General features: G+C 69.9%; 7 protein-coding genes. 1 reads left to right on the top strand and 6 read right to left on the bottom strand.

Annotation, left to right across the window (positions count from 1 at the left end):
• Positions 1-35: 35 nt before the first annotated feature.
• Both OLW90_RS09430 and OLW90_RS09435 read right to left on the bottom strand, forming a co-directional pair.
• Entirely contained in the window at positions 36-6,635 is a 6,600-nt protein-coding gene (locus tag OLW90_RS09430) for a condensation domain-containing protein (RefSeq protein ID WP_319649837.1), read from the bottom strand.
• 30 nt (positions 6,636-6,665) lie between these two features.
• Positions 6,666-8,225 (bottom strand): amino acid adenylation domain-containing protein, encoded by a 1,560-nt coding sequence (locus OLW90_RS09435; RefSeq protein WP_319649838.1) that lies wholly within the window; start codon positions 8,223-8,225, stop codon positions 6,666-6,668.
• Positions 8,226-8,306: 81 nt separating this feature from the next.
• Here OLW90_RS09435 and OLW90_RS09440 point away from each other — a divergent pair, with 81 nt between their 5' ends.
• Positions 8,307-8,918: a GNAT family N-acetyltransferase gene (locus tag OLW90_RS09440; protein ID WP_319649839.1), complete on the top strand. Its 612-nt coding sequence runs from the start codon at positions 8,307-8,309 to the stop codon at positions 8,916-8,918.
• A 74-nt stretch (positions 8,919-8,992) separates the two neighbouring features.
• Here OLW90_RS09440 and fepB read toward each other — a convergent pair whose 3' ends face one another.
• The 4 genes from fepB to OLW90_RS09460 form a co-directional block, all read right to left on the bottom strand.
• Positions 8,993-10,036 carry a Fe2+-enterobactin ABC transporter substrate-binding protein gene (gene fepB / locus OLW90_RS09445; RefSeq protein ID WP_319649840.1) on the bottom strand — a complete coding sequence of 348 codons (1,044 nt, stop codon included), beginning with the start codon at positions 10,034-10,036 and terminating at the stop codon, positions 8,993-8,995.
• A gap of 253 nt (positions 10,037-10,289) precedes the next feature.
• Complete coding sequence (locus OLW90_RS09450) at positions 10,290-11,069, bottom strand: ABC transporter ATP-binding protein (RefSeq protein WP_319649841.1); 780 nt, start codon at positions 11,067-11,069, stop codon at positions 10,290-10,292.
• Positions 11,069-12,157 carry an iron ABC transporter permease gene (locus tag OLW90_RS09455; RefSeq protein WP_319649842.1) on the bottom strand — a complete coding sequence of 363 codons (1,089 nt, stop codon included), beginning with the start codon at positions 12,155-12,157 and terminating at the stop codon, positions 11,069-11,071. The genes OLW90_RS09450 and OLW90_RS09455 overlap by 1 nt, the downstream gene beginning before the upstream one ends.
• Positions 12,154-13,188, bottom strand: a complete 1,035-nt coding sequence (locus OLW90_RS09460) for an iron ABC transporter permease (protein WP_319649843.1) — start codon at positions 13,186-13,188, stop codon at positions 12,154-12,156. Before OLW90_RS09460 ends, OLW90_RS09455 begins: the two co-directional genes overlap by 4 nt.
• Between the last annotated feature and the right edge of the window lie 37 nt (positions 13,189-13,225).

Consider the following 13,225-nt stretch of genomic DNA (forward strand, 5'->3'; position numbering starts at 1 on the left):
CTGTTGAATTGAGATGGCTTCTTTCCCTCCCGGCACTAGCGCTCCGCCCGCTCGGGTTCCTGGGAACGCGCGCGCTCCGCCTGTTCCAGCGCCGCCGCGAGGAAGGGGGCCACCACGGCCCAGCCCTCGGCGCGCACCAGGCCAAAGTGATCGGCGTCCACGTCCAGGCGCTCCACCCGAGCACCCGCGCGCGCCCAGGCGGCCTCCGGGTTCCAGTCCTGCGGGCCGGTAGGGACTCCTCGCGCGGGGGCGTCGGGGGCGTCGGCGGCGTCGCCCGGCGCGGCGGTACCCTCGCGCAGCCCCACCACCAGGTGCACCGACCCCTGCCACGGCAGCGGCTTGGCCTGCGCCATGAGCCTGCCGCTGGCCACCAGGTTCCTTTCCACCAGCTCGCGCAGCACCCCGGCGTTATCCGGCAGATCGAGCAGGCCGTCCACCAGGGGCGTGGGATCGGCGTCCTTGCTCAACCCCTGCGGGGTGACCCCCACCGGGTAGGAATCGAGGATCCCCAAAAACGCCACCTGCTCCGGGCCGCCCAGGGCATGCGCCACCGCGTGCGCCAGCACCCCGCCAAAGGACCAGCCCGCCAGGTAATAAGGTCCGTGCGGCTGCTCGGCGCGGATCAGCGCCACAATATCGGCCACCGCCCGATCCAGGGTGGGCTGCTCGATCTCCCCGGCCCAGATCACCGCTCGCACCCGCAGCGGAATCCGCGCCGCCAGATCCGCCCAGGGGGTATGCAGGCCATCTCCCGGCGGCATGCACCACAGGGTGCGGGCACCGATGGTGCGCACCACCAGGGGGCTTGACGACGCCACAGCACTCTCTGCGCTCGCGGTGGCGGAGGGCCCGCCCGCCCCGAGCCGCGCGGCAATTCCGCGCGGGCTCCCCCCGGCGAGAATATCCCCGATGGTGATATTCAGACCCGCGCGCTGGAGCCTGCCCAGCAGGCGCACCGCCAACAGGGAGTGCCCGCCCGCCTCGCTGAAAACCGTCTCCGGGGTGACCTCGCAGTCCAGCACCTCGGCCATGTGCTCCGCGATGAGGCTCGCGCTCGGCGCGCCGGAGGCCTGGGACGCGGTGTGCTCTATGACTGCGGGCGCTACCGATTCCGGTGCTTCCGTCTTTTCCGCAGGGGCTTCCGGCGGACGCTGGTCGCGCGGCAGCGGCTCACCGAGGAAGAAGCCCAGCACCTGCCCCAGGCGGCGGGCCGCCCACTCGGCGCGGGCCGTATCCACCAAGCCGGGGCGGTACGCCAGCACCACGTCAAAGTCCCGGCCCGGCTGGGCCAGCACGGTGATCGGATAGTGCGTCTGCCCCAGCGATTGCGTGCCCGTCACCACCAGATCGCCCTGGGGATTCGGGGCCGGGGCGTTCTCATAGACCACGATGGTGTCAAAGAGGCCGCTCGCCCCCATGTCCGCCAGGGAGGCCGCCGTGTGCCCCGCCATCTCCGTGCGGGTGGCGTGGTGGGCGCGCAGATCGGCCAGGGGATCGCCGCTGAGGCGGATTCGGGCGGGCACCGTGGCGGCAAAAAGGCCGATCATCTGCGCGGTCTCCGGCAACTCCGGGGGCCGTCCGGAAACCGTCACGCCGCACAGCACCTCGTCTTCCTGTCCCGTGAGTTCCGCGAGCACATAGGCCCAGGCCACCTGCAATAACTCCGCCGGGGTGGCACCCGCGCCGCGCGCCGTCGCCACCAGGGCCGCCTCCTGCTGCGGGCTTAAGCTCACGGGCAGGGCCCGCTCCCCCTGCCCCGATTCCTCGGCACCGCGCGCCACGAGGGTGGGGTGTTCCACGCCCTCAAGATGAGCGCGCCACACCCTCCTATCTTCCTCCCGGCGCTGGGCCAGCCAATCGAGGAATACCTCCGGCCGGGGCGCGGCGGGCAGTTCCTCCCCGTGGTAGAGGGCCAGAAATTCCCGCAGCATGATTCCGGTAGACCAGCCATCGGTGAGCAGGTGATGGCCGGTCAGGATCAGCCGCAGGCGGTGCTCCTCCTGCCAGATCGCCGTGGCGCGCACCAGGGGCGGGTGGGAGACGGAAACCTGCCGGGTGGACTCTCGGTGCAGCAGGTGCTCCGCGAGATTCCGCGCCGCCTCGGTAGCCCCGGTGTCCTCACCGCGCAGGTCTATCACCCGGAACGTCTCCGGGGTATCCCTCGGTATGAACTGCACCGGGTTCTCCCCGGTGGTGGCGTCAAAGCCCGCGCACAGGGCCGGGTGACGCCGGAGCAGTTCGCGCCAGGCGCGCGCCAGGCGGGGGACGTCGATAGCCGTACCGCCGCGCAGTTCCACGCCCATCGCCAGGGCATAGGGGTCCTCGGCTGCACTCAGGGTGTGGAAGAGCAGGCCCTCCTGCTGGGGGCTGATCAGAAGGACTTTCTCGATGGGGCCATAGCGGCGCTCCAGGGCACGGCGGGGAGCGTCTCCGATCCCCGCGCGGCGCGCCAGGAGCAGGTGCCCCAGGCGGCGCAGGATCTCCGCGTGTACCCGATCCACGTCAAAGCGCGCGGGATCGGCCGTGTACTCGATGCGGGATTCCGCCAGGAATACATTGACCGTCAGCGCCTCGGTGAGGCGGCGCTGCGGGTGATCGACCACCTGAAACTCCCCGGTGCCGGGGATCACGTTGAGCACCACCTGGGGCGGACGCACACCGATGCCGTGCAGGGCACCGGCGGCGTCGCCATGAGCCAACCACCCATAGCCCTCCCCCGCGCCGGGAACCCGCCCGCGCGCACGACGGGCGGCGGCCAAGGCGTCGGCCGCGTCCGCGAGGGGATCCTCGCTGTGGGATACCGCCACGGAAAGCGGGTGCTCGATGGTAAACCAGCCCACGGTGGTGGAATCGCTCTCCCGCCCGTGGCCCTCCACTCCGAGGTACCCGCCCACGCTCAGGGCCAGCGCGGCGAGCATGGTGGCCTCCGGTTCCTCGGTCAGTGCCCGGGCTGGGGCCTTGGGAATATCCAGACTGCGGCAGGTGGCCTCGGCGCGAGCGGGCAAATCCTCCCCCGCGCTCACCTCGCCCGCGCGCTGTATCCGCAACCACTGCGGGATCTCCGCGCCGTGATCGCGCCGGGCGGCGCGCAGGCAGTGGGCACGCCAGGCGTCGGTAGTGGCCGCCAGTTTCCCGCCGCGCAGGATACGGCGCACCTCCGCGCGCAGGGTGGCCCAACTGAGCGCATCGACGCCGCTGTGGTGCACCACCAGCCCCACCCCGCCGCCGTGCAGGGCCACCGCATGCACCATGCGCCCGGCCTCGGGGTCGAGCAGGGCGGGGCGGGCGGCCACCTCCGCCAGGTTCGCCACCGGGGCCGTTCCTATATATTCCGTGATCTCCCCCAGGGGCACGCGCGGCACAAGGTATTCCCCGGCGCGGCTATCGAGGATCGCGCGCAGCGCGCCGTGGGCGCGCAGCAACTGGCTCACCACCTCGCCCAGAACCTCCGGGGTGACCTGCGGGCCGGGAATCTCCGCGTACTGGGCAAAGCCCGCCCACGCCTCGGGGGTGGGCGCGGCGGCGCGCTGGCGGGCGGCCACCGGGCTTTCCGGCAGCGCGCCGATGGGCAGGAAGAACTCGCGCTGCTCTCCCCCGCCCTGTTCCTCCCGAGTCATGCCGGAGGCAACGGCCCCCAGCGGGGTTCCGGCCAGCAGGTCCTTGGGCAGGATCACCCAGCCCTGGCGGCGCAACTGGGTGGCCACCGTGAGCGCGCTGATGGAATCGCCGCCCTGGCTAATGAAGTCCGCGTCCGCGCTCATGGCGGTGCCCGTCTGCTCCGCGCAGGCCTCCAGGAGGGCCTGTGCGGCGGGGTTTTCCGGTGCGGGCTGGGTGCGTACCTCCTCTTCGGGTTCCCGCTCCGCGCGCTCCCGCAACGCCTTGCGATCCGCCTTGCCGGACACGGTGGTGGGCAACTCCGCCAACACCTCCACCCGGCCCGGCACCATCGCGGCGGGCAGGTGCCCGGCCACGGCCTCGCGCACCGCGCGGGGGTTTATCTGTGCTCCCGATTCCGGCACCACCCAGCCGATCAATCCGGCCCGGCCGTGCGGGGTGACCGTCGCGGCGGCCACGCCCTCGGTGGCCAGCAGGGCGGCCTCCACCTCCCCCAGTTCCACGCGGCGACCATTGATCTCCACCTGGTCGTCCACGCGCCCCAGGTACTCATACCCGCGCCCCGGTATCCACCGCACCAGGTCGCCGGTGTCATACAAACGTTCCGGGCCCCGGCGCGGGTCCACCGTGGCGGTGATAAAGGCGGCCTCGGTGGCCTGGGAATCGAGGTATCCCCGCGCCACCTGGGGGCCCGCCAGATACAGCCGACCCCGCTCAAAATCGGCCGCCACCTGGCGATTCTCCGTCAGCGCGTAGGCACGCATTCCGGCCACGGGCACCCCGATCACCGGCGCGCCGGGGGTTACCTCCGCCATGAGGGCGTCAATGCACGCCTCCGTGGGCCCATAGGCGTTCACCACCCGCAGGCCGCTTGCCGCCAGCCTGTCCCACAGGGCGGCGGGCAAGGCCTCCCCGCCCAGAACCAGCGCCTCAAGATCGGGAAGATCACCCAGGCCCGCCGCCATGAGCGCCGCCGCGAGCGAGGGGGTGGTGTCAAAGACCGTCACCCGGTCGCGCCGCAGCGCGCCCAGCGCGGCCTCGGCGTCCGTGGCGATCTCCTCCGGGTACAGGCGCACGCAATGCCCGGCCAGCAGCCAGAGCAGTTGATCCAGGGCGGCGTCGAAGGCAAAGCTCGCGGTGTGCCCCACCACCGCGCGCGGGCGTCGGTAGAGCCCGCGCAGGTGGCCGCCCAGCAGCGCCTCCAGGTTGCCCCTGGTGATCTGCACCCCCTTGGGAGCGCCCGTGCTGCCGGAGGTAAAGATCACGTAGGCGAGGTCGCTCGCTTGGGGTTCCGGGGCCGATTCCTGCGGCCGCTCCGGGAGCGGATCGCGCCCGGCCACCCAGGTGGCCCCGAGCGCGCTGAGGATCTGCTCGCGGCGCGCCTGTGGGGCCCCGGCCTCCAGGTAGGTAAAGGGCACCCCGGCATACAGCGCCGCCAGCACCGTGACCACCAGATCGGCGTTACGGGGCAGATCGATGGCGATGGGTCCACCCTGGGGCAGACGGCGCGCGGTCTCCCGCACCCGCCGATGCAGTTCCATCCCGCTGAGGGGGCCATCCTCGGTGATAAGGCTCGCCTCGGCGGTGTCCGCCAGCGCGTCGATGAGTTCGCGCAGGTTCGCTCCCCGTTCCGGGGCGGGGTGGCCCGCGCGGGCGTCGATACGCTCCGTGAGCGCGGAGCGCCCGCCCAGCAGGTCCGCCACGCTCCCGGCCTCCCCGCGCCCAAAGCGCACCAGGAGATCGCGCAACTCCCGCAGCCTGCGCCGCGCCACCTCCTCCGGCACGCGCACCGGATCCGTTTCCAGGCCCAGGTCGATCCCGCCATCGCCGGCGGGCATCACCACCAGGCCAAAGTCCTCCGGCGGGCCGCCCGCCACGTTGCGCAGCACGCCGGGGGTGCCTGCGAAGTCAAAGCGCACGTGGAAGATCTTGGCGTTCACCCCCATGCCGTGCAGCAGCGCGCCCGCGCCGGGAACCCCCAGGTCGCGGGGGAGGTTCTCACCCCGATAGCGCTGGTGCTCGCGGAGGGAACCCAGGCGCTCGTCGGTGGCGGCGAGCAGATCGGCCACGCTCGCCTCCGCGAGCACCGGCACCAGCAGGGGCAGCACATTGACCGCCATGTGCGGGGTGGCGCGCTGCGCGGAGGAGGCCCGCGCCATCATCGGCATAGCCAGGCACATATCCCCCTGGGGACGACCCTGGGTGTGCCACAACTGCGCGGCATAGAGCGCCACCAGGGCGGTGACCCAGGTGCTGCCCAACTCGCGGGCAACGCCCTCGCAGCGCTCCTGATCGGCGGCGGCAAGGCGCACGGTGGTGGTCACCGTGGTGCCGGAGGTTTGCGCGCTGCCCGTGGCGGCGTTAAGACGCTCCCGCTCGGTGAGATCCGGCAACGGGTCGAGCAGATCGCGGAAGAACTCCCGATCCTCCTCGGCCTGCGGGGAATCGGCATAGGCGGCGTCCTCCGCCACGATCTGCGCCAACGCCGCGCCCCGGTAGCGCTTGGGTTTCTTCCCCGTGATCGCCGCCGTGTAATACTCCGCGATCCTGCGGGTGAGCAGGGTGGCCGAATAACCATCGACGATGAGGTGGTGATAGAGCTGAATCACCCAGGTGCGCTCCTGCCCCAACCGCAACACCTCGTAGTGGCACAGCGGCACCTCCGCCAGGCCGCGCGTGCGCTCCGCGAGGGTGGTCTTGGCGGCGTCGATACGCGCCTGCGCCAGGCGCTCCGGGTGGGGGTGTTCGCGCAGATCCCGCACCACCGGGGCCACGATTTCCCCGCTCACGTACTGGCCGGGCTCCCCCTCCTCGGGCACCAGCACGCGGATACGCAGCGTATCCACCTCGCGCTGGGTGGCCTCGATGGCCGCGCACAGGGCCTCGGGATTGATGCTTCCCGTTAGCTCTAGTACCTCGCCCACCACGTACAGCGGCGAGTGCGGGTCCATCATCTGGGCATCAAAGATTCCCCGCTGCGCGCCGGTGAGCGGCAGCAGGGCGGTATCGGGCGTGCTCATCAAGGAAGCAGGCACCTTTCTATGAGTCGATTAACGCTGGGTGGGCAGGGCGGAGCGATCGAGTTTGCCGTTCGCGCTCAGGGGCAGGGAGTCCAAGGGAACGAGGTGGGTGGGCACGGCATAGGCGGGAAGTTCGCGTTCCAGGTGCGCGCGCACCTCGGGCGCTACGTGCGACGCCCCGGTGACGTACCCCCACAACTCCTCGCCCACCAGGCGCGCAGCGGCACCGCTGACCCCCGGTGCCGCACGCAGGGCAGCCTCCACCTCGCCCAACTCCACGCGGTTGCCGCGCACCTTGACCTGATCGCCCAGCCGCCCCCGGAACTCGTACATGCCCAGGGCCTCATCAAAGCGCACCAGGTCGCCCGTGCGATACCGGCGCTGCCCATCGGGGCCGGTGAAAAAGGCCGCCGACGTCGCCTCGGGGCGATTCAGATAGCCGCCGCCCACCTGGGGGCCACCGATGACGAGTTCCCCGATCTCCCCCGGCGCCACCGGCTCCCGGCCTTCCGGCTGGCAGACCTCCACGATCACCTCCGGCTCCGCGTGCCCCAAGAGGGCCTGGCCGCCACACAGGGGAATATCCGGCGTGTACTCCACCCACATCACGTCCATCGCCGCCTCCGAGGGGCCGTACAACCCGTGCAGCCGCGCCGGGGTGACCTCGCGCAGCCGCGCCACCAGGTCGGCGGGCACGGCCTCCCCGCCGAGCAGCAGGTGCCGCAGCGAATCCATCTCCCCCGCCCTCACCCCGGCCTCCAGCATGGCGCGCACCATGCTCGGCACGATGGAGAGCACCGTGACCCGGTGGCGGCGGATCATCTCCAGCAGCGCGCGGGAATCGCCCGGCCACCAATCCGCGGCCGGGATCACCACCGCCCCGCCCGTGACCAGAGGACTGAGCATTTCCGCCACGCCCACGTCAAAGGCCATCGGGGCCTTGTTGAGCACCACGTGCTCGGCCCCGCCAAAGACCTCCCCCATCCAGCGCAGATGCAGGGCCACCCCGGCGTGCAGGTTGATCGCGCCCTTGGGCTTGCCGGTGGTGCCGGAGGTGTAGATGATGTACACCGGGTCCGCGCCGGTGAGCGGGCGCGCGGGGGCTATCGCGGTGCTTCCTGTGCGTGCCCCTGCTGCTGCCTCCGCTTGGGCTTCTGTGTGAATATCCTCCCGGATCTCCGGGTCCCCTATGTCCAGGGTGGGGGCAGTGCCTTGGGGAAGCACGTCGCCGCAGGACTCGTGCAGCACCACCGCCGGAGCACAATCACCGAGCAACTCCGCGATCCGCGCGGACGGATAGGCGCGATCCACCGGCACGTACACCCCACCGGCACGCAGCACCGCCACGGCGGCGATCACCTGCCAGGCCGAGCGCCCGGCCACCACCGCCACGCGCTCACCCGGCGCGACTCCCGCAGCGATGAGCCTGCGGGCCAGCGCCCCGCTCAGCGCCCCCACCTGGGAGTACGTGAGCGTTTCCCCGTTATCCACGATCACCGCCGGGGCCTCGGGCGTGCGCGCGAGGGTATGCTCTAAGAGTTCCGCGACCGTGCTCCGCGCGGAGGCGGTGGGATGGGGGGAGGAATCCATACAAGTGCCTTTTACAGATATACGTATGACGGATAAGTTTACTAAGGATAGATTTACCAAATATAGGAGGAAAGAGCACCCATGACCCCGCACCCCGCACCCGAAAGTATCCTGCACCGCCTGCGTACCGACGTCCCCCCGGAGCACATCGCCGCAGCACCACCCCGGTTGCCCCAGTTCACCGGCCGCTACCAGATCCGCGCCGCCACGCCCGCCGACGCCCCCCTCATCGCCGAGTGGATGAACCGCCCCCACCTGGCCGAGACCTGGGAACAGGCCTGGAGCGAGGAGCGCTGGCGCGCCGACCTCACCGCGCGCCTCTCCGGCACCTATTCCCTGCCGGTGATCCTCTCCGTCACCGACCACGACCCCACCGACGTGGGCTACCTGGAGGTCTACTACCCCGCCCGCGATGACATTAGTTACTGCCACGACTGCGCCCCCACCGACCTCGGCCTGCACTTTGCCGTGGGGTTAGAGGAACTCACCGGGCGCGGCTTCTTCCGCCCCTTCTTCGACGAACTCCCCACCGCCCTGCTGCGGGCCAACCCCGGGGCCGCGCGCGTGATCGCGGAACCCGATCACCGTAATGCCCGCGTGCACTCCATGCTGCGCAAGTCCGGGTGGAACGACCTGGGCGAGTTCCAGCACCGGCCCGACCGCCGCGTGCGGATCTTCGAGGTGCGGGCATAGGGCAGCATAGGGCTCAGAGCATAAGAAAGTGGCCCCGGGATAACCCGGGGCCATTCTCAATCAATCACCGCTGATTAAGAGAAGTTCTCTTGCAGGTACTCCACCAGGTCCTGCGCGGCGATGGCGTCGATGCGGAAGAACTCGCCGTCCAGGCCGAACACGCGATCCTCGGACACGGCGGTGGTCTCCGCCAACTGCTCGTTGGTGCGCACCTGCTCATCGGCCGGGGTGCCCGGGTCGATGTTGAGCACGAACACGCTCTTGCCGTCCAGGGCCAGCGGCACGTTCTCCGCGCTCACGGCCTTGACGTCCGAGCGGGCCGAGCCCTGGGCGGAGTCGCCCACCAGGTCATCGCTCGGCACGGCCAGCTCGATGCCCAGATCGGTGAAGATCTGGCCCTGCGCGGACTCCTCGGTAAAGAAGTTCACCGCACCCTCCGGGGCCAGGGCGATCACATTGACCGGGCCCTCCACCTTGACCTTGTCCTTGGCCTTCTTCACCGAGTCCTCGTACTTGGAGATGACCTCATCGGCCTTCTTCTCCAGGCCCGTGGCCTTGGCCACCTCGCGGGTGGTCTCCTCCCAGGACTGGCCGGAGTAATCAATCACCTGCACCGGAACCACGTCCTTGAGCTGGTCATAGATCTCCGCGCCGGTATCGGCACCCACGTTGGACATCACCACGAGGTCCGGGTTCTGCGCCAGGATCGCCTCCGCGCTGGCGGAGCCGATGGTGAACAGAGACTCCACGTTCTTTTCCTGCGCCAGCTTGTCCCAGGAGAGGCCGAAGCCGGTCTCATCCGCGAACATCGGGGCCTTGGGGTTGCCGCCGCCGGAGCCGACCACGGGGGCGTCGATAGCCAAAAGTGCGCCGGTGAGGCTCACGGAGGCGGAGACGATGCGCTGCGGCTGCTCCTCGATGGTGATCTCGGTGGGGTGCTTGTCCTTATCCTGCGTCTCGATGGTGCGCGGGAAGGAGGAATCGGAAGCGCTGCTCTCCGAATCCTTCGCAGCGGAGTTATCCGAGTCCTCGCTGGAGTTCGAGCAGGCCACGAGGCTTACCGACAGCGCGAGGGCAGCGGCGGCCGCCGCAACGCGACGGGTCACAGAAAAAGTCATGGGTTCTCCTCAAAGAAGTATGAAGATGGAACATGCGGTAAAAACAGCCGGACGCCAGGAGGTCTCAACCTTATGGGCCATGCCGCCTTCCAGCATAAGGTTACTCTACCCAAAGCTGAAATAAACCATATTAGGTGCGCAGAAAACGGCCCATGATGTGATCTTTATAACTATTTAGGGTGGGCAGCGCCCGGTACCCTTCCCCTGCCTCGCGCCCGTCGTCCGTCGCTCGTCTCCCGTCGCCTGCCCGCCCCTAGCGCGGCACCACCAACGGCCCGCCGCTCACCGGGTCCGCCACCACCACGGCGTCCAGGCCAAAGACCTCCGCCAGGTTCTCCTCCGTAAGCACCTCCCCCGGGGTGCCCGCCGCCGCCAGCGTTCCCGACCGGGAGAGCAGCACCAGGCGATCCGAATACCGAGCGGCCAGGTTCAGATCGTGCAGCACCATCACCACCGTGCGCCCGCCCTCCTCGCGCAGGGCCCGCACCAGACGCAGCACCTCCACGGAGGTGGAGAGATCGAGGTAGGTGGTGGGCTCGTCCAGGAGCGTGGTGGGCGTATCCTGCGCGATGGTCATGGCGATCCACACTCGCTGGCGCTGGCCACCGGAGAGCGCGGAGATCGGGCGATCCGTGAGATCCGCCAGGCCCGTGGTCTCAATCGCCTGGGTCACCACCGCGTCATCCTGGCGCGACCACTGCGCCATCCAGGACTGATAGGGGTGCCGCCCGCGCGCGATCAGTTGCCCCACCGTGAGCCCCGGCGGGGCCACCGGGGTCTGCGGCAGCAGGGATAACTCGCGGGCGCGCTCCTTACGCGGCCACTGCGCGATCTCCCGGCCCTGGAACTCCAAGGAGCCGCCGTGGCTGAGCAGCCCGCACATGGACTTCAGCAGCGTGGACTTGCCACAGCCATTGGGGCCGACCAGGCAGGTGACCTCCCCCTCCGCAATGTCCAAATCCAGATTCTTAATCACCTGGCGCTCCGCGTAGCCGGTGCTCAAACCCCGCGCGGAAAATAACGGCTGGCTCATCAGATGGTTTCCTCTCGACGAGTGCGGAAGATCATGTACAGCAGGAACGGCGCGCCGATGAAGGCGGTGACCACGCCCACCGGCAACTCCCAGGGCAGGACCACCCTGGCCAACAGGTCAGCACCCAGCAGCAACACGCCGCCGAGCAGGGCCGAGAAGATCAGCGGCGGGGTGGGCGTGCGCGCCAGGGCACGCGCCAGATGCGGGGAGACAAAGGCGATGAAGCCCACCGGCCCCGCCGCCGAGACGCCCACCGCCGCCAGCACCACGGCGGTGAGCAACTGCACCAACTGCGCCACCTGCACCCGGTGCCCCAGCACGTGCGCGGTGGTCTCCCCCAGCACCAGGGCGGAAAGCTGGAACATCAACCAACCACCCAGCGCCACCGCCACCAAGAGCACCGTCAGGGGTGCCCAAGCGTGGTTCCAATCGCGCCCATTGAGCGAGCCCGTGAGCCACATGCGCGCCGAGGCCGCGCGATCCAACTCCGCGTAGGCCAACAGCCACGTCACGCAGGAGGACAGGAAAATCGAGGCTCCCACGCCGATGAGCACCACCTGCAACATGGAACTGCGCGCCGGCCCCGCGAGCAGCCAGATCAGCAGCGCGGCAAGCAGGCCGCCGACGATCGCCGCCCCCGGCAGGCCCACCGTGCCCAGCACCGTGGTGGCCCCGGACTCGATCACGCCGCCCTGGCCCGCCCCGGCAAAGACGATCACCACCACCGCGGCGAGCGACGCCCCCTGGGTAATGCCCAAAATATCCGGGCTGGCCAAGGGATTGCGCGCCACGGACTGCGTGAGCGCACCCGAGTACGCCAAGGCCGCGCCCACCACGCAGGCCACCACGGCGCGGCCCAGGCGCATATCAAAGACCACCGTCTGCTGGATCTTGGTGCCGCCCCCGGTAAACACCGCCAGCACCTCGCCCAGCGTCATGCGGTATTCGCCCTGGGTGACCGCCCAGCACACCCCCGCCGCCATGAGCAGCACCGCCACCACCATGCACACCAGCAGGCGCGGATTGATCCGCCAGGAGACGCGCCCCAGACGAAAGACCCTGCCGTGGTTTATAGCGCTCCCACTCATAGCGCACCCCCAATGCGACCCCGACGCACCAGCCACACAAACACCGGCACACCAAAGAGAGCCAGCACGATGCCCATCGGCAACTCACCGGGAGCCACCAACATGCGACCCAAAATATCCGCTCCCAGGGCCAACACTCCACCCACCAGGGCGGAAAGCGGAATCACCAGGCGGTAATCCGGGCCGGTGAAACTGCGCACCATGTGCGGGGCGGCCAACCCAATGAAGGCCACCGGCCCGGCGGCCGCCACCGCCGCCGCCGTGAGCCCCGCGATCACCAGCACGCCGCCGATCTGGGCGCGGCGCACCGAGACTCCCAGCCCGTGCGCGCTCTCCTCGCCCAGGCTGAGCAGGTTGAGCACCGGGCCTAAGGCTATGGCCGCAATGAGCGCCACCAGGGCCAGCGGGGCCACGATGGACACCGCCGAGAAATCGCGCCCTGCCACCGAACCCGTGGCCCAGTTGCGCAGCACGTCCAGCACGCGATCGTTGGTAATCACCAGGGCATTGACCACCGCCATGAGCAGCGCGGAAAGCGCCGTGCCCGCCAGCACAAAGGCCAGCGGGCTGCCCGCCGTGGGCCCGGAGGAGGCCAGCAGGAAGAGCACGGCGGTAACCAGCACCGCACCCAGCATGGAAGGCCACACGTACCCGGTGGCGTTATCCAACCACCCCAGGCTCACGCCCACGGCCACGGCCGCCGCCGCCCCCGCGCCCACGCCCAGAATCCCCGGATCGGCCAGGGGGTTACGGGTAAAGCCCTGCAAGAGGGCACCGGCCGCACCCAAGGCCAGGCCCGCGATCAGGGATAAGACGGTGCGCGGAATGCGCTGGATACCCAGCACCAATTCGACGTCGCTTGCCCCCGATTGCCCGCTCATGGCGTAGCGCAAGCCCCCCGGAATGGCCTCCCATACCTCGGACAAGCCCAGGGCGCGCGCTCCCGTGAGCAGGCTCAGCAGAATCAGTGCGGCAATGAGCAGTGGCACCGAGACCCCCACGGCCACGGCGCGTATGCGAGGAGAACCCACGGCGGCTCCTAGATAGCACAGGAACAAAAGGACTCAG

The organism is Corynebacterium sp. 21KM1197 (assembly GCF_033783015.1).
Taxonomy (GTDB): domain Bacteria; phylum Actinomycetota; class Actinomycetes; order Mycobacteriales; family Mycobacteriaceae; genus Corynebacterium.

Excerpts from the sequence above, each read along its gene's own strand:
- OLW90_RS09430 (WP_319649837.1), bottom strand. The coding sequence starts at position 6,635 with ATGAGCACGCCCGATACCGCCCTGCTGCCGCTCACCGGCGCGCAGCGG.
- OLW90_RS09435 (WP_319649838.1), bottom strand. The coding sequence starts at position 8,225 with ATGGATTCCTCCCCCCATCCCACCGCCTCCGCGCGGAGCACGGTCGCG.
- OLW90_RS09440 (WP_319649839.1), top strand. The coding sequence starts at position 8,307 with ATGACCCCGCACCCCGCACCCGAAAGTATCCTGCACCGCCTGCGTACC.
- fepB (WP_319649840.1), bottom strand. The coding sequence starts at position 10,036 with ATGACTTTTTCTGTGACCCGTCGCGTTGCGGCGGCCGCCGCTGCCCTC.
- OLW90_RS09450 (WP_319649841.1), bottom strand. The coding sequence starts at position 11,069 with ATGAGCCAGCCGTTATTTTCCGCGCGGGGTTTGAGCACCGGCTACGCG.
- OLW90_RS09455 (WP_319649842.1), bottom strand. The coding sequence starts at position 12,157 with ATGAGTGGGAGCGCTATAAACCACGGCAGGGTCTTTCGTCTGGGGCGC.